The sequence below is a fragment of the Paraburkholderia sp. Ac-20347 genome (genome assembly GCF_017104805.1).
Classification (GTDB): domain Bacteria; phylum Pseudomonadota; class Gammaproteobacteria; order Burkholderiales; family Burkholderiaceae; genus Paraburkholderia; species Paraburkholderia tropica.
In genome coordinates this window covers 1-16,239 of the sequence record NZ_JAAGPN010000001.1, presented here as the reverse complement: position 1 = coordinate 16,239, position 16,239 = coordinate 1, and the positions used below count along the sequence as shown (strand labels likewise).

Annotated in this window: 14 protein-coding genes; 6 read left to right on the top strand and 8 right to left on the bottom strand. The window is 64.8% G+C overall.

Annotation, left to right across the window (positions count from 1 at the left end; all coding sequences use genetic code 11):
- Positions 1 to 103: 103 nt before the first annotated feature.
- A complete protein-coding gene (locus G3N97_RS00070) occupies positions 104 to 1,447 on the bottom strand; it encodes an LLM class flavin-dependent oxidoreductase (RefSeq protein WP_205991306.1) in 1,344 nt (447 codons plus the stop codon).
- Positions 1,448 to 1,716: 269 nt separating this feature from the next.
- Between G3N97_RS00070 and G3N97_RS00065 the strand changes: the two genes are divergently transcribed.
- The 5 genes from G3N97_RS00065 to G3N97_RS00045 all read left to right on the top strand — a co-directional run bounded on the left by G3N97_RS00065 (position 1,717) and on the right by G3N97_RS00045 (position 6,892).
- Entirely contained in the window at positions 1,717 to 2,556 is an 840-nt protein-coding gene (locus G3N97_RS00065) for a MetQ/NlpA family ABC transporter substrate-binding protein (protein WP_205991305.1), read from the top strand.
- A gap of 344 nt (positions 2,557 to 2,900) precedes the next feature.
- The gene (locus tag G3N97_RS00060) at positions 2,901 to 3,740 is read left to right on the top strand and encodes an ABC transporter permease subunit (RefSeq protein ID WP_205991304.1); all 840 of its coding nucleotides are present in this window, start codon (positions 2,901 to 2,903) and stop codon (positions 3,738 to 3,740) included.
- Entirely contained in the window at positions 3,737 to 4,504 is a 768-nt protein-coding gene (locus tag G3N97_RS00055; RefSeq protein ID WP_205991303.1) for an ABC transporter ATP-binding protein, read from the top strand. Before G3N97_RS00060 ends, G3N97_RS00055 begins: the two co-directional genes overlap by 4 nt.
- A 46-nt stretch (positions 4,505 to 4,550) precedes the next feature.
- On the top strand, positions 4,551 to 5,576 hold the full coding sequence (locus tag G3N97_RS00050) for an NrtA/SsuA/CpmA family ABC transporter substrate-binding protein (protein WP_205991302.1): 1,026 nt from the start codon (positions 4,551 to 4,553) through the stop codon (positions 5,574 to 5,576).
- 74 nt (positions 5,577 to 5,650) lie between these two features.
- Positions 5,651 to 6,892, top strand: coding sequence for an acyl-CoA dehydrogenase family protein (locus G3N97_RS00045; RefSeq protein WP_205991301.1), 1,242 nt, complete (start codon positions 5,651 to 5,653; stop codon positions 6,890 to 6,892).
- Positions 6,893 to 6,907: 15 nt separating this feature from the next.
- On the opposite strand, the gene G3N97_RS00040 is transcribed toward G3N97_RS00045, so the two are convergent.
- From G3N97_RS00040 to G3N97_RS00025, 4 genes are all read right to left on the bottom strand, one after another.
- Complete coding sequence (locus G3N97_RS00040) at positions 6,908 to 8,245, bottom strand: LLM class flavin-dependent oxidoreductase (protein ID WP_205991300.1); 1,338 nt, start codon at positions 8,243 to 8,245, stop codon at positions 6,908 to 6,910.
- 167 nt (positions 8,246 to 8,412) lie between these two features.
- On the bottom strand, positions 8,413 to 9,687 hold the full coding sequence (locus G3N97_RS00035) for a Zn-dependent hydrolase (RefSeq protein WP_205991299.1): 1,275 nt from the start codon (positions 9,685 to 9,687) through the stop codon (positions 8,413 to 8,415).
- Entirely contained in the window at positions 9,680 to 10,228 is a 549-nt protein-coding gene (locus G3N97_RS00030; RefSeq protein ID WP_205991298.1) for an L-2-amino-thiazoline-4-carboxylic acid hydrolase, read from the bottom strand. The genes G3N97_RS00035 and G3N97_RS00030 overlap by 8 nt, the downstream gene beginning before the upstream one ends.
- Positions 10,229 to 10,249: 21 nt before the next feature.
- A complete protein-coding gene (locus tag G3N97_RS00025; protein ID WP_205991297.1) occupies positions 10,250 to 11,455 on the bottom strand; it encodes a branched-chain amino acid ABC transporter substrate-binding protein in 1,206 nt (401 codons plus the stop codon).
- A gap of 215 nt (positions 11,456 to 11,670) precedes the next feature.
- Here G3N97_RS00025 and G3N97_RS00020 point away from each other — a divergent pair, with 215 nt between their 5' ends.
- Positions 11,671 to 12,570: a LysR substrate-binding domain-containing protein gene (locus tag G3N97_RS00020; RefSeq protein WP_205991296.1), complete on the top strand. Its 900-nt coding sequence runs from the start codon at positions 11,671 to 11,673 to the stop codon at positions 12,568 to 12,570.
- On the opposite strand, the gene G3N97_RS00015 is transcribed toward G3N97_RS00020, so the two are convergent.
- From G3N97_RS00015 to G3N97_RS00005, 3 genes are all read right to left on the bottom strand, one after another.
- Positions 12,567 to 14,591 carry a polysaccharide lyase family protein gene (locus G3N97_RS00015; RefSeq protein WP_241030269.1) on the bottom strand — a complete coding sequence of 675 codons (2,025 nt, stop codon included), beginning with the start codon at positions 14,589 to 14,591 and terminating at the stop codon, positions 12,567 to 12,569. The two genes, G3N97_RS00020 and G3N97_RS00015, sit on opposite strands and share 4 nt — an antisense overlap.
- A 44-nt stretch (positions 14,592 to 14,635) precedes the next feature.
- Positions 14,636 to 15,382 (bottom strand): DUF6250 domain-containing protein, encoded by a 747-nt coding sequence (locus tag G3N97_RS00010; RefSeq protein ID WP_205991294.1) that lies wholly within the window; start codon positions 15,380 to 15,382, stop codon positions 14,636 to 14,638.
- Positions 15,383 to 15,490: 108 nt separating this feature from the next.
- Positions 15,491 to 16,239: FecR domain-containing protein (locus tag G3N97_RS00005; protein ID WP_205991293.1), on the bottom strand; the 749-nt coding region annotated here is incomplete at its 5' end.

Genomic DNA, 16,239 nt, shown 5'->3' with positions numbered 1-16,239 from the left:
ATAAGGTCCAATCTATTCCTCGATATTTCATCGGACAACCAAGCATTTCAGGAATACTTATGCAATACGCAGCCGGATCACAGGCATTTAAGTCGTCACGTCGTTACACCGTTACGTCGACCCGCGTCAGCCGCTCGAGACCGAGATGCGAGCGCAAGGTACCGCCCGCGTATTCGGTTCGAAAGAGTCCGCGCCGCTGCAGAATCGGCACCACGCCGTCGACGAATGCAGCAAGACCGTCCGGCAACGCGTCCGGCATCAGATTGAAACCGTCGACGGCTTCGCCCTTGAACCAGTGTTCGATATCGTCGGCGATCTGCTCGGGCGTTCCGACAATCACGCGATGCCCGCCGCCGCCCGCAAGCGCGCGAATCAGCTCGCGCACCGTATAACCGCCACGCCGCGCCTCGGCCAGCGTCGCGTGAAAGAACGTGTGATTGCCGTTGCCGCCGTTCGGCAGCGCGAGATTGTCGGGCAGGCGCGCGTCGAGAGCGAGTTGGTCCGGCGTGATGCCCAGCGTGCCGGCCAGCCGCGCGAGACTGTAGCGCCACGGAATCAGATCGACGAGTTCATCGCGGCGCTTTAACGCTTCCGCTTCGGTTGCGCCGATGATGGTCGTGAGCCCCGCCAGCACCTGCACGCCTTGCGCACGCCCGTAAGCCGCGGCGCGGGCGTGAAGATCGCGCCGGTACGCCACCGACTCCTCGAACGATTGCGACGCCGAGAACACCGCCTCCGCATGCCGCGCGGCGAGATCGCGGCCATCGCCCGACGCACCGGCCTGCACCAGCACCGGGTGCCCTTGCGGCGAGCGCGGCAGATTCAGCGGCCCCTGCACCTTGAAAAAGCGCCCTTCGTGCGCCACGGGCCGCACTTTCGTCACGTCGATAAAGCGGCCGCCCTGTTTGTCGCCGACGAAAGCATCATCGTCCCAGCTATCCCAGAGCGCCTTGACCACCTCGGTGAACTCGGCCGCGCGCGCATAGCGCTGCGCGTGGTCCGGCACCGTATCGTGGCCGAAATTGCGCGCCGAGGGCAGATCGGCCGTCGTCACGACGTTCCAGCCGGCGCGCCCGCCGCTCACATGATCGAGCGTGGCAAAGCGGCGCGCGATGTTATACGGCTCGTTATAACTCGTCGACGCCGTGCCGATCACGCCGATATGCGTGGTCGCCGCGGCAATGCTCGCGAGCAGAATCGTCGGTTCGAGCGCGGTGATCGGACGAAAGTCGATCTGATCGACGATAGCCGCATTGTCGGCGAGAAAGACCGCGTCGAACTTCGCGCGTTCGGCGAGTTGAGCGACGCGCACGTAATGCGCGACATCGACGAACGCGCGCGGATCGGCATCGTCGAGACGCCATGCCGACGGCACAAAACCCGAGTGCAGAATATTGACGTTCAGATGCAACTGGCGCGGTGTATTGGCCGCCGAAGTTCTACTCATCTCGCTCGCACTCCCGAAACGCGAAATTCACCAGGAGAAAAAGTATAGGGAGACGGCGGCATGCATCTAACCACCGAATTGGCATGTGGTTATGCCTGCGCCTGCGTTGGACTCGCACGTCATGGCGCGCGCTGCGTAACCGCTGCGTAACCACAGCGTCGAAGCAAACCACGCGCGCACGAACGCATTGCACTTTTCGTTGTTTGACCGCGCGCCCGGCGCTTACGAATAATCGATGACTTCATTCAGCCCACGTGCAAGGAGCCATCATGCGGCATCGATTATTCACACGAACGTTACTCGCCACGATTGCCCTGTTCGCGCTGCAATCGCCGGCCACGCACGCAGCCGACACCGCGCCGCGCGTATTGCGCGTGGGCTTCGTTCCCGGTCCGTATGCCGATGAATTCCGCGAAGGCGTGGAGCCGCAGCTCAAGCTCAAGGGCTACACCGTGCAGTACGTGAATTTCAGCACGGGGCTCGAAGCGAATCAGGCCGTGTGGCACGACGAAATTGCCGCCGACGTAATGCAGCACAGCGTCTATCTGAAAGCCTATAACGACCGCAACGGCACGGACCTCGTGGGCGTCGTGCAGGTGCCGACGCCGCCGATGGGCCTCTATTCGACGCGCCATCATGCGCTATCGGATGTGAAGCACGGCGCCACGGTGGCCGTGCCGAACGACCCCGTCAATCTCGAACGCGCGCTGAAGATATTGCAGGCGGTGGGATGGGTCCGCATCCGCGAGAATCCCAATCCCGTGGATGTGTCCGAACATGATGTGATCGCCAATCCCGCCGGGATTCGCATCGTGCCGCTCGATACGGCGCAGGCGCCGCGTGCGCTCGAAGACGTGGATTTCGCGGCGATTCAGGGCAACTTCGCCATTTCCAGCGGCCACAAGCTGACTGAAGCGCTGGCGCTCGAAAACATGCAGTCGCCGTATGTGAACCAGGTGGTCGTGAAAGCATCGAACCGAAATTCACAGGCAACCGCCGATATTGTGGCCGCCTATCGCGCCGACGCCTTTCGCACCGCCATCCTGCGCAACGCCACGTATCAGGGCTATCGCCTGCCCGATTACTTTCCGGCGCAAACCGCCAAATAACGGCGAAGGCTGTCGAGTCAGGCCACTCGACAGCGGCTGAGCAGCGCGCGATCACCATTCCCTACAAACATATTTTTCACATTTAATCATGCAACACGCGCATGAGTCAAGTGTGATTTCCAGCGCAGCATTTCCGAAAAGCAAAGCATAAAAAACCGTTTGTCAGCGCCATGCCTATGCGCTTTTAATAGCCAGCTTCATGGCGCACAAACGCGGATTTTTGCAATACAGCGTGCGGACAACCGCCGCTCCCCCGAATGTCGGGCGAACCCTGCCTCGCAGCCAACCGCATGGAAGGCTTTTTACCCACGGTTATCTCCGTTCATCTCCATCACGGAACCGACATGGCTGACGTCACCTCTTCCTCGCATCGCGACCTCTCACCGTCGCGGGCTACCTCGCTATTCAGCGGCGACCGCTTCTACAACCGGCTCTCGTGGGCCATCCCCATTCTGATTCTCGCGATCTGGGAGTTCGCCGCGCGCGTGGGCTGGATCGAACCGCAAGTGCTGCCGTCGCCCAGCAGCGTCGCCGAAACCGCATGGAATCTCGCGCGCAGCGGCGACCTCTTCGTGCACCTCGGCGTGTCGCTGCTGCGCGCGCTGACCGGCTTTCTGATCGGCGGCACGATCGGTTTGGCGCTGGGCGTGCTCGTTGGCTTTTCGCGGCTCGCGCAAGCCCTTTTTGACCGCTCGATCCAGATGGTGCGCGCCATTCCGTTTCTCGCGATGCTGCCGCTGGTGATCGTGTGGTTCGGCGTGGGCGAAGGCGCGAAGATTTTTCTCGTCGCGCTCGCCGTGCTGTTTCCCGTTTATATCAACACGATGCTCGGCATTCGCCAGATCGATCCGAAGCTGATGGAACTGGCCAAGGTGATCGGCATGAAATGGCCCGCCGTCGTGCGACGCATCATTCTGCCGGGCGCGATGCCCGCCATCCTCACCGGCGTGCGTTATGCGCTCGCCCACGCATGGCTCGCGCTCGTGATCGCCGAAACACTCGCGACCACCAAAGGCATCGGCTTTCTCGCGATGGACGCGCGCGAATTCCTGCAAACCAACGTCATTGTGCTGACCATGATTATTTACGCGATCATCGGCGTGGTCGCCGACGCGCTGGTTCGCGCGCTCGAAACGCGCTTCCTGTCGTGGCACGCGAATTACACGAAGGGAGAAAAAGCATGAGCGCTTCCGCCACTTTGTCGCCGCGCGCGAACGCCTCGGTTCAGCGCGGCAACAATATCGACAACGACATCGAAACCGCCTCCGCCGACTCGACACTGGCCGTATCCGTACGCGGACTTCAGCGCCGATATGGCTCGCGCGTCGTGATCGACGCACTCGACCTCGATATTCGCAAGGGCGAATTCGTCGCGTTGCTGGGCGAAAGCGGTTGCGGCAAGACCACGCTGCTGCGCGCGCTCGCGGGCCTCGACACACCGGACGCGGGACAGATTCGCGCGCCCGCACGGCCTTCCGTGGTGTTTCAGGAGCATCGTCTGCTGCCGTGGGCGACGTTGTGGGAGAACGTCGCGCTCGGCCACGAATCGAGCATCGGACGCAGCGGCGCGTCGCACGCGCTGGCCGAAGTCGGCCTCGCAGGACGCGAACTTGACTGGCCGCGCCATCTCTCCGGCGGTCAGGCGCAGCGTGTCGCGCTCGCTCGCGCGCTCGTGCGCGATCCCGCGCTGTTGCTGCTCGACGAGCCGTTCGCCGCGCTCGACGCGCTCACTCGCCGCAAGATGCACGGGCTCGTCAAGGAGCTGGTGGCACGTCACGCGCCAGGCGTGCTCATCGTGACGCACGACGTGGACGAAGCGCTCGTGCTCGCGGATCGCATTCTCGTCATGCGTGCGGGGCGAATCGCGGCCGCGTTTCAACCTGAAGATCACACGCCGCACGCCTTGCGGCAGACGCTCCTCGCGGAACTCGGCGTGCAGGAGCACTGAGGCTTTGACGCTCTGAAACACGCTACATAATTAACAAGGATACCGAATGAACGACGCTTCACTGACTCGCCGTCGCCTGTTGCGCGCGGCGGGTGGACTGCTGGCCGGCGCGGCCGCCGCGCGCCTGCTTCCCGCAGCTCAAGCCGCCCAAGCGGCCCAAGCTACGCCGCCAGCCAAACTCACGCGCAACACCGACACCGTGCGCATCGGCTGGGGCTATGGCGCGCTGCCCGATATCGCGAAGCAGCGCGGCGTGTTCGAGAAAACGCTGGCCGCGAAAAACATCAAGGTCGAATGGGTCGGTCCCTTCCCGAACCACGCGCCCTCGATCCAGGCCGTGGTGGGCGGCAGCGCCGATTTCGGCTTCTGGGGATCGACTACGCCCGCGCTCGCCGCGATGCTGGCCGGTTCGCCCATCGTCTTCACGGGTTTCGACGTGTACTCGCCGCGCTCTACCGCGATCATCGTGAAGAAGAGCAGCAAGATTAATTCGGTCGCCGATCTCGCGGGCCGCAAAGTGGCGGTGAACCGTTCCGGACTCGGCGAGTTTCTGCTGATCGCGGCGCTCGAAAAAAATCATGTCGATCGCAGCAAGGTTGAGTTCGTCTATCTGAATCCGCCCGATGCAGCGCCCGCGTTCGCGCAAGGCCGCGTCGACGCGTGGTCGATGTGGTCGCCCGCCGTCGATATCGCGCGTTATGCAAACGACGCGAAAGACATCTTCAACGAAGGACGCGATCTCGACTTCCTGATCGACTACAGCTCGCTGGTGTCGCGCCGAAAATTCACGGAAGAAAACTCCGAACTGGTGCGCGCCGTGCTCGATGCGTATTACGTCGAAGGCGCGTGGCAATCGCAGCATCCCGAGGAATCGGAACGGCTCGTGCAACGTGAAGCGAAATATCCGGATCAGGTCCGCGACTATCTCGCGAGTCTCAAGCGCGTGAACCAGTTTCACGAACCCGACGACGCGGCCTTCATGGCGCAGTTCCAGCGCGCGGCCGACTGGCTCGCGCAACGCAAGATCATCAGCGCGCCGATCAAGGTCGCCGATTACAGCGTCAAGGTCTGAGGCACGAACCGGCACTAACCGGCACCAGGCGGGCCGTCCCGGCGCAGCCCGCTGCGCCATGAACAGGAAAATGTATGGCTGAATCTTCCACGCAGGCCGCGAATCCGGTCGCGCAGGTCTCCGCGCTGTCCGCCTCGCTCGGACTCGCGGCGACGATCAACGAGATCGCCGCGACGGCGGCGCAACGCGAACGCGAGCAACGTCTGCCGCATGAAGCCATCGCCACGCTGAAAGCGCTCGGCTTTGGCGCGCTACGTCTGCCCGTCGAAGACGGCGGCCACGGCGTGTCGCTGAGCGGGCTCTTTACGGTCGCGCGCGATCTCGCCGCCGCCGATTCGAACATCGCTCACGCGTTTCGCAATCATCTCTGGCAAGTCGAAGCGGCGTTGCAGCGCCGCGAGCATCCGTTCCATGCGCACGTGCTCGATCTCGCGCGGCAGCGCAAGACCGTCGGGCTCAGTTTCGTCGAGAGCGATGCGACAGCCGCGGGCGCGCGCTCGAGCCGCGTGCTCAGCCGGCTCGAATGGGATGCGGGCAAGCAGGTCTACCGGGGATCGGGCGACAAGGTCTACGCCACGGGCAATCTCTACAACGACGCCTTCGTCGGCCAGGCGATCGAAAGCCGCGCGAACGCGACCGTGCAATACGTGCTCGAACGCGGCCCCGGCGTGGCCACCGAAGACGACTGGCGCGGCTTCGGCCAGCGCCTCACCGGCTCGGGCACGGCACGGTTTCGCGATGTCGTGGTGCGGCCCGAGCACGTCTATCCGCCCGACCCGCCCAAAGAGCCCGACGCCGCGCCGTGGGGCTTCACGTTCCACCAGGTCTATCTGAGCAACTGCATCGCGGGGATCGCGCGGCGCGTGGTGTGGGATGCTGTCGACGTGCTGCGCACGCGACAGCGCAACTTCTACCACGGCGAAGCCGCGCAGCCCGCCGACGAGCCCGCGTTACAGGCCTTGCTCGGCCGCATCCGCGCCTACGCAGCGAGTATCGAAGCCACTGCGGACCGCGCCGTGCAGGCGCTGCAGGACGCCCTCACGCACCACGGCACGCCCGACGAATATGCGAGCACACTGGCCGCGACGCTCGCCGCGTCCGAAGCGAAGGTCGTGATCGACGATCTCGCGCCGCAAGTGGCGAGTTGGCTCATCGACCTCGGTTCGGGTTCGGCCGTGTCGAGCGTCGCCGCGCTCGACCGGCACTGGCGCAATATCAAGGTGATCGCTTCGCACAATCCGCGTCTCTACAAGGAGCGGCTGCTCGGCCAGAATCTGCTGAACGGTCAACTGCCGCCAACAGGCGCGTTTTTCTGACGAAACTCCGACGAATCAACGCGCGAAAAAGCGGTTCGCGGGGCGCGGCAGACCGAGGTGATCGCGCAGCGTCTCGCCCGTGTATTCGCGCCGGAAAATACCGCGACGCTGCAACTCGGGCACGACCTTCAACGCGAAATCGTCCACGCCCGCAGGCAAAAACGGAAACATCACGTTGAAGCCGTCGCTACCTTCCTGCACGAGCCATTGCTCCATCTCGTCGGCGATAGATTCGGGCGTGCCGACCATCTCCAGTCCCGAATAGCCACCCACGCGCTGCGCGAGCTGGCGCACGGTCAGGTTCTCTTCGCGCGCCCAGTCCACCACGCGCTGACGCGCCGAGCGGCTCGCATTGCTTTCGGGAATGTCCGGCAGCGGCCCGTCCAGATCGAAGCGCGAAACATCGTGACCCAGCGCGATCGACAAGGACGCAATCCCGCTTTCCGCATGCACGAACGTGTCGAGCAGCGCGCGCTTCTCGCGCGCCTCGTCGAGCGTTTCGCCGACCACCACGAATGCGCCCGGCAGGATCTTCAGATGATCGCGTTCGCGCCCGTAGCGCGCGAGACGCCCTTTCACGTCCGCATAAAATCGCTTGCCCGTCTCCAGATCCGGCTGCGCCGTAAACACGGCCTCGGCGGTTTGCGCCGCGAGTTCGCGTCCGGCTTCCGACGATCCCGCCTGCACGATCACGGGCCAACCTTGCGGCGGCCGCGCGATATTGAGCGGCCCACGCACCGAGTAGTGCTCGCCTTTGTGATCGAGCACGTGCATTTTCTCGGGATCGAAATACTCGCCGCTCGCGACGTCGCGTATGAAAGCGTCGTCGTCCCAGCTATCCCAGAGGCCGGTCACGATGTCGAAGAATTCGCGCGCGCGACGATAGCGCTCGTCGTGCTCCACATGTTCGTCGAGGCCGAAATTCAAGGCGGCATCGGGATGCGAGGTGGTGACGAGATTCCAGCCGGCACGTCCGCCGCTCAGATGATCGAGCGAAGCGAAACGGCGCGCGACGTGGTAAGGCGCATCGAAGGTCGTCGACGCGGTGGCGACGAGGCCGATCTTCGACGTCACGGCCGCGAGCGCGGAAAGCAGCGTGAACGGTTCGAACGAGGTCGCGGTGTGGCCGCGCTTGAGCGCGCTCACCGGCATGTTCAGCACGGCCAGATGATCGGCCATGAAAAACGCGTCGAAGCGCGCGGCTTCGAGCGTTTGCGCGAGACGTTTCAGATGTGCGAAATTGAAATTCGCATCGGGCCATGCGCCCGGAAAACGCCACGCGCCGGTATGCAGGCTGACGGGGCGCATGAAGGCGCCCAGATGCAATTGACGCAATTGACGACTGTGGGCCATGACGTTCTCGCGGAAACGAAAAGGCACACCTTAGCGCGAATCGGCGCAACGCGCTGAGCGCCGATTCGCCTGAAAACCCCTTAAATTACGCAGTGGAATAAGCAATTCTCAGCGCGTAATATGGTCCGCGTGTTTTCGTCCGCCGCAGCAGATTAAACGGCGACGATTCAACCCGCGCTGGCGAGTATCGAATGCAGCAACACATTCGCGCCCGCTTCGGCCCATTCGGGCGTGATCGCTTCGGCTTCGTTGTGGCTCAGGCCGTCGATGCAGGGCACGAAAATCATGCCCGTGGGCGCAACGCGCGCGAGATAGCACGCATCGTGGCCCGCGCCGGAGACGATATCCGCATGCGAAAGATCGAGCGCTTGTGCCGCGCGGCGCACCGTCTCCACGCATTCCGGCGCGAACGGCACGGGCGCGTAATCGAAGATCTGCTCGATGCGATGACCAAGCTGCTCTTCGTGCGCGATGCGCGTGAGTTCCTCGCGCAGCTTCGCGTCCATTTCAGCGAGCGTCGCCGATTCGGGATGACGAAACTCCACCGTGAAAAAGCAGCGTCCCGGCACCGTGTTGCGCGAGTTCGGTTTCGCTTCGATCATGCCGACCGTGGCGCGTCCGTACGGCGCATAGCTGCGCCCGAGCGCCGACACGAACGTGATGACGCGCGCCGCGCCCACGAGCGCATCGCGACGCAGATCCATCGGCGTGGTGCCCGCATGCGCATCGACGCCGTCGAGTTCGATCTCGTACCAGCGCTGCCCTTGCCCCGCCGTAACGACGCCGATGGTCTTGCCGCTGCGTTCAAGAATCGCGCCCTGCTCGATGTGCAGTTCGTACGCCGCATGCACCGCCGTGCCACCCACGGGCGCGTCGCCCGCATAGCCGATCTGCGCAAGCGCCTCGCCGATCGTCGTGCCCGACGCGTCGCTGCGCGAGAGTCCGTAATCGAGCGGATAAACGCCCGCGTAGACGCCCGACGCGATCATCGCGGGCGCGAAGCGCGAGCCTTCCTCGTTGGTCCACACGACCACTTCGATGGGCCGTTCCGTCTGCACGTTCGCGTCGTTGAGCGCGCGCAGCACTTCGAGCCCGCCGAGCACGCCGTAGATGCCGTCGTAACGGCCGCCGGTCGGCTGGGTATCGGCGTGCGAGCCGGTCAGCACAGGCGCGGCATTCGCATCGCGGCCCGCGCGTCGCGCGAAGATATTGCCGATGCGGTCGATGCGAATTTCGCAACCCGCTTCGCGCGCCCACTGCACGAACAGATCGCGGCTTTCACGATCGAGTTCGGTCAGCGCAAGACGGCAGACGCCGCCTTTGGGCGTCGCGCCGATGCGCGCCATGCGTTCGAGCGAGTCCCACAAACGTGGGCCATTCACGCGCAACGCGGCGCGCGTTTCAAGCGTATCGAGCTTGTTGGGCGTATCGATCTCAGCCATGCGTACCGCCTTGCGCATCGCGCACGCGATAGCGGAAATCGCAGCGCTTGCCGCCCTGCATGATGGTGCTCGTGCGCGTGAGTTCGACGCCCGGCTCGTAGCCCGCGATGAACTCGCTGTCGCGCGCGCAACTGAGCAGATGGCCGATTTCGCCCAGCCCCATCGCGTGATACATCTCTGCGTAGCTGCAGCGCTTCACGTCGTAGTCGTAGGCTTCGTCGTCGGCGCGCAGCGTTTCGACATCGAGCGCGTCGTCCTTTTCCCAAAGCACCTGCAATGCCACGAACGACGCGATGCTCGCGCCATTCGGCTCGCGCGCCGCGAACTCACGACCTGCATTCACCGCCGCGCCGCGCACCGCTTCGCCGATCACGGCCTGCGCGCGCTCCACGCCGAATTCGCGCTTCATGATCTCGTAGATCGGCTTGATGATTTCCGCTTCGATACGGCGGCGTTCGAGAATGCCAAGCGTCACGCCGTTGACGTTGACTTCCTGCGAACTAACTTCTTCCGCGCCGCCTTCGTGATGAGTTTGCGTCATGCTGTGTTCTCCTCGCTCCGCTCAGCGCGCTGCAGTCTTTGCGGCGGTCTTCGCAACTGCGGGCTTCGCAGCCTGCGCCGACGACCCGCCGCCCAGCACATCGACCACAACCCACTTACCGTCACGCACCTGATAGATCGTGTACGCCGGATCCTTGAGATTGCCTTGCGCGTCGAAGGCGATCGTGCCGGTCACGCCGTCGCGGCGAATCGAATGCAGCGCGGCGACGATCTTCTTCGGATCGGCGGAATTCACCTGCTGCGTGGCGGCGATCAACGTCGCGGCCGCGTCATAGGCGAACGGCGCGTGCAGTTCGATCGGCGCATGCCAGCGCGCGCGGTATTGCGCGTCGAAGGCGGGACCGCCCGGCATGCGGTCGAGCGGACGGCCCGGCTCCAGCGCCGTCACACCCTCGCCCGCCGGACCGGCGAGCTTCAGGAAGGTCTGGCTGACGAACCCGCCCGCGCCCAGCAGCGGCGCCTGAATATGCAGCTGACGCATGCGGCGCACGAGCGGCGCGGCTTCCACGTCGATACCGCCGAGGAACACCAGATCCGCGCGCTTGCCCTTGATTTCCGTGAGCACGCCGCTGAAGTCGATGGTCTTGTCGGTCACATATTGATGATCGACCACGGTGCCGCCGTTGGCCTGCACGCCCTTGATGAACTGGTTCGCGAGGCCCGCACCGAAGGCGGTCTGATCGTCGATCACGGCGATGCGCTGCGCCTTGAGCGTCTTCACGGCGTAAGCGCCGGTGTAGGCGCCGCTGTCGTCGTCGTGGCCCATGATGCGGAACGAGGTGTCGAAGCCCTGCAGCGTGTACTGATGGCCCGTGGAAGCCGGCGCGATCTGCGCGATGCCAGCGTCGTGATAGACGCGCGCGGCAGGCACGCTGCAACCGGTGTTCCAGTGGCCGACCACGCCCACCACATGACGCTCGACGAGTTGCTGCGCGACCGTCACGGCCGTGCGCGGATCGGACTGATCGTCGGCGCTCACGAGTTTGTAGAGCACGGGCTTGCCGCCGAGCGTGGGATGCTTCGCGTTGGCGTCGTCGATGGCGAGCTGCGCGCCGTTTTCCAGATCCTTGCCGATCCGCGCGGATGCGCCGGTGAGCGGCGCGGCCAGGCCGATCAGCACGACCTGTTCGTCCTGGGCGTGCGCGCCGGGCGCGAAAGCGGAGACAGCGAGCGCGGCGAGCGGCAACAACAAAGCGTTCTTTTTCATGAGCGTGTGGGCGTGTCTTATACGTTGAGTCAGGAAGCCGGCGTCTGTTACGCGAGCTCCGAAAGTTGAAAAAGATTAAGGTTTGGCCCACGCACGCTTAAATGACCTTTCGTTCTATCGTTATGTCAGCCCGCTCAGTTTGCACTTAAATAACTGATTTATCGATACAAAATAAGGAATGCCCGACGCATCGTGCGTTCGATATAATTCGACACATGAAAAAAATTCAGCAACTCTCCGATGATCCGCCGCTGCGCGCGGTGCGCGCCTTCGAGGCCTTCGCGCGCCACGGCTCGGTGAGCACGGCGGCCCAGGAGCTCGATATCACGCCCTCGGCCGTGAGCCATCAGCTTCAGTTGCTGGAGTCGTTCGTGCAGACGCCGCTCACCGTGCGCAACGGCCGCTCGCTCGTGCTCACCGACGAAGGCCGCGATTATTACCGTTCGATCAGCGCGGCGTTTTCGGTGCTGCGCAGCGCGACGGGCTTCGTGCGCGAGCGTTCGTCGCGCCGGCAGATCACGATCAGCCTGATTCCGCTGTTCGGCATGGGCTGGTTCATTCCGCGCCTGCACGACTTCCTGTCGGCGAATGAAGACGTGGACGTAACCGTGCTCTACGCGAATCACCGCAATTACCGCAGCGACGCGGCCGATCTTTCGATTCGCTTCGGCACGGGCGACTGGGTCGGTTATACGAGCACGCCGCTCATGTCGGGCGCGGTGGTGCCGGTCTGCACGCCGCGCTTCCTGCAGCGTTACGGGCCGCTGCGCAAACCCGCCGATCTCGTCGGCGTGCCGCTCGTGCACGACGAAGACCGCAGCACCTGGGTCAACTGGCTGCAAAGCGTGGGCGCGCGTCACATGACGCGCGTCGAAGGCCCGCTGTTCGAAGACGGCCAGCTCACCTTGAGCGCCGCGCTCGCCGACCTCGGCGCGGCCTTGCTGCGCGCGCCGCTGATCTCGCGCGAGCTGGCGTCGGGCGCGCTGCGCAAGCTGTTCGACCACGAACTCGACGACGGCCGTCACTATTATCTCTGCTGGCGCGCCGACGCCGAATTGCCCGACGGCGCGCAGCGGCTCGCGAACTGGCTGCTGGCGTCGCGGCAGAGCGCTTAGGGGTTGGATACGGCGGCGTTTTTGTCCGCATGTGTGTCCACGTCGAGCCGCAGCGCGTCGTACATCACCTGGCCCGGCGTGGTGTTGGCCGGCACGCGCTGATCGCGGCCCGCGAGCGTGAAACGCGCGTAGGGCACGCCGTCGGCGTGATAGAGGCTCACCGTGTTCTCGCCCGCCTTCAGCAACGCCGCATCGAACACGATCGCGCGCACGTTGTACGGCGAATCCTGCGCGCTGCCGCGATAACCCGCCGTGCCCGTCTTGGGCAGACGGATCTGCGCGACCTCGGTGCCGTTCACGGCCACGCGCAGATCGGTAAGCGTCTTGCCCTGCTCGGGCTGCGCGGACGCAAAGCCGATCGTCAGCGTGGCCTTGCCCGATTGCGCGCGGTCGAGATCGAAATGAATGCGCCAGTCCGGACGTTGCGCGTAGACGGTCCATTGCGCGTAATTCCAGTCGCGCGCGGGATCGCTCTTGCCGATCACGAAATCGACATCGTGCGGAAACTGCTTCGGATAGCGGCGGAACATCTGATAGTTGCGCGCGTCGTCGCCGTTGCGGAATTCCGCGGCCGAGCGATCGAAGCGGCCGATCTGCCAGAGGCGCACGCCCGGCTCCTCGACGGGCCACGTTATCGCGCCGAGATCGAGATGCTGGTCCGCGCCCACGCGCACATTGCGCACGACGAGGTCCTCGGGTTGATCCGCGCCGCTCACATGCAGATCGTAGACGCCCGGAATCACGTTGTGTAGATCGAAATGACCCACGTCGTCGAGCGCGCTCCAGAATGCGTAGCCCTTGTTCTGCGCGCTCCAGGGCACGCCGGGGTCGGACAGGATCGCCCACGCGTGCGTCACGGGCTTCGATGCGGGCTTCGATGCGGGCTTTGATGCGGGCTTTGATGCATCATTTGCCAGATTCACGCTGCCGCTCACTTCGCCGCGCGTCTGCCGATACGCGGGCGTATCGACCCACGTGTACGGCCACGCGGCGACTTCGCTCGCGTGTTGGCGTTCGGCGTCGGCCCACAGCGCGGCGGGGCCGTCGGCGCGATTGGCGTAGACGAGGAACGGACCGTAGACCTTGCGCCAGTCCTCGCCGTCCTTGAGCACGACCGCCGACGCGCCGAAGTGCACCGACTGGAGCACCCGCAGCAACACGTTGTCGTGCAGCGTCTGGCCCTGCTTGACCGGCCCGCCGTTGTGATACTCGGGACTCGCCTCGATCATCCAGAGGCCGCGCTGCGCGCCCACGTAACCGTACACCGGCACCTGTGACCAGAACACCGAATTCATGTACTTGGTCTTGATCGTGCCGTCGTCGAGCTGGAAGGTCGCGTCGCTCAGTTCGCGGCTGATCGCGCCTTGCGGAATCGGCACGAACTTGCCGTCGCCCACGGCCCAGTGATCGAACGTGCCGTCCATCACCGTCTTCACGACGAAGCGGTTCTGATAGAAGGTCGCCGCCGGTTGATCCGCGCCGTGATGCACTTCGGCCTGCGCGTAGAAGCCGCTATGGCCGCGCAATAGCGTGTAACGCACGTCGATATCGAACGGAAACACGGGTGTCGGGCGCGAACGCACGCTGACTTCGGCGCGCTCGGGCGTGTTCGCCACCACGCTCACCTGCGCCTCGCCGGGCCGCATGCGGAAATAACCTTTCTTGTCTTCCTTGTAGCCCGGCGGCACGACCGCAACGTCGGCGTTCGCGTCCCAGTACATGGCTTTTTCCGGGTCGTTTTCGAAGTCATCGCCATGCGCTTCGTAGGCGGCGCGCTGCGCGGTCACGCCGAGGTCGTGCCAGCCCATCGCGTCGTGTTGACGGATCGCGGCGAGATAGCCGTCGTCGCGTTCGACGCGGATCTGCACGATGCCGTTGTCGAGCGTGATCGTGCCAGCGTCTTCGCTCACCGTTACGGGGGCGTCGTCGGCATGCGCCGTTGCGGCGAACAGCGCGAGCGCGGCGAACAACAAAGAGGAAAGGCCCGCACGGCGCGGGCGAAGGGAATGCGGGAAGGTCATCATCGGCGTCATACAGTGAAGAGCAGTGGCAACGCGCGACGCCTTCAAGGCAGCGCGCGAATGGAGAAGTCGCGGATGGTCTGGCGCGAGGCCGTCGAGCGAAAACCGAACCAACCCGCGTCGGGCAGCGGCGGCGAGGCCGCGAAATACGGCTTGCCGTCGAGATAGAAACGCGTGCCGCGCCCGTCGACGACGATGCGCACGCGATACGGATGATTCGCACGCAGCAGCCAGGGCGGCGTCGTGTATTGCGCGAGCAGCGGACGCGCGCTCGTGCCGTCGTAGCGGCGAAAACGCGTCGTGGTGTTGCCGTTGCCGCCGATGCCCGCGTAGAACAGATCGAGCGCGTCGTAATCCTCGAAGCGACCCGAACCGCCGAACGGCGCGACGCGACCGTTCGAGCCGCGCGCGCTGGCCAGCCAGAACTGGTTCAGATCGGAGACACGATCATGCGCGCCGCCCGCATCGACCACGGTGCGCGTATAGGTGATCTCGTAGTGGCCCGTGAGCCGCCGGTCGAGCCAGACGGTCAGGCCGCGCGCGCTGTCGAGCACCAGCGCGTGGTGATCGGTGTAGACCGGTGGCGACGCGCGTGACGAATGCGAGTCAATGCTCGCTTTCGTCGATGGCACAGTCTCGTACTCAGGCTCGGCCTCCACAATCCAGCGACGCGCGTCGAACGACGCAAAGTCGTCGCGCAGGATCGTGCGTGGCGCGGCGTGCAACGGAAACGCGGCGAGCAGCGCCAGCAAGGCTGGCAGCACGCGCACGGCGAAAGAATATCTGCGCACGGCGGGGACTCCGTCACGTTGCATCGGTTAGGGGAACAGCCGCGCGAGCGGCTTCTGCCCACCTTGTGCAACGAGACGCGCAAAGCGTCAGCGCGTACGCGAAAAAATCTAGCTGAACACGCTCAGATACGGACCGACGCGCGTGAGCCGGACCGGCGCGCTTTCCGCGACCTGCGTGAGCGCGCGCGGAATGTCGCCGAGCAGAAACACACCGCTCACGCGCGCCTCGCGGGCCTCGCCCGTCACGCGGATCACGCCCGGCTCGTAGCGGTTGAAGACGTCGACGAGCGCGTCGAGCGAAACGTTGTCGGCGACGAAGATACCGCGCGTCCATGCGCTCACGAGATCGAACGGCTGCGCGAGACGACGCGCGCCATCGGACGAGAACGCGACGCTCTCGCCCGCCGCCACGCGCAGCGCCGGGCGTCCCGGCTGCAGGACCACGGCCTCGCCCTTTCCCACCGCGACCACGCTATGCCGATAGATGCGCCCCACGTTGATCGTGCCGCCTTCGGTCTGCACGACGCCATGTTCGGTTTCGATGCTGCGCAGAAGTCCCGCATGCGACGCGTGCATATGCACGAGCACCTGCCCCGCCGACACGCGCAGCACGCGGTCGCCGGACGCCACGCCGCGATCGCTACGATCGACGCGATAAACCCGGCTGCCCGCGTCGATCGTCATCTGCGAGCCGTCGGCGAGACTCACGGTGCGCCGTTCGCCGATCGCGCTCTGCCAGTCCGCGTCGAGCCCGAGCCGATGCACGCCCTCGCGCAGCGCCACGCCCGCAAGCGCCAGCGCCACGCCGCCAAATCCCGCGCGCAGCAGCTTGCGGCGCTGCGCCGACGGCACCCGCA

Coding starts and splice junctions, on each gene's coding strand:
- G3N97_RS00060 (WP_205991304.1), top strand. CDS start 2,901: ATGGCTGACGTCACCTCTTCCTCGCATCGCGACCTCTCACCGTCGCGG.
- G3N97_RS00055 (WP_205991303.1), top strand. CDS start 3,737: ATGAGCGCTTCCGCCACTTTGTCGCCGCGCGCGAACGCCTCGGTTCAG.
- G3N97_RS00020 (WP_205991296.1), top strand. CDS start 11,671: ATGAAAAAAATTCAGCAACTCTCCGATGATCCGCCGCTGCGCGCGGTG.
- G3N97_RS00065 (WP_205991305.1), top strand. CDS start 1,717: ATGCGGCATCGATTATTCACACGAACGTTACTCGCCACGATTGCCCTG.
- G3N97_RS00070 (WP_205991306.1), bottom strand. CDS start 1,447: ATGAGTAGAACTTCGGCGGCCAATACACCGCGCCAGTTGCATCTGAAC.
- G3N97_RS00035 (WP_205991299.1), bottom strand. CDS start 9,687: ATGGCTGAGATCGATACGCCCAACAAGCTCGATACGCTTGAAACGCGC.
- G3N97_RS00050 (WP_205991302.1), top strand. CDS start 4,551: ATGAACGACGCTTCACTGACTCGCCGTCGCCTGTTGCGCGCGGCGGGT.
- G3N97_RS00025 (WP_205991297.1), bottom strand. CDS start 11,455: ATGAAAAAGAACGCTTTGTTGTTGCCGCTCGCCGCGCTCGCTGTCTCC.
- G3N97_RS00015 (WP_241030269.1), bottom strand. CDS start 14,591: ATGACCTTCCCGCATTCCCTTCGCCCGCGCCGTGCGGGCCTTTCCTCT.
- G3N97_RS00040 (WP_205991300.1), bottom strand. CDS start 8,245: ATGGCCCACAGTCGTCAATTGCGTCAATTGCATCTGGGCGCCTTCATG.
- G3N97_RS00030 (WP_205991298.1), bottom strand. CDS start 10,228: ATGACGCAAACTCATCACGAAGGCGGCGCGGAAGAAGTTAGTTCGCAG.
- G3N97_RS00045 (WP_205991301.1), top strand. CDS start 5,651: ATGGCTGAATCTTCCACGCAGGCCGCGAATCCGGTCGCGCAGGTCTCC.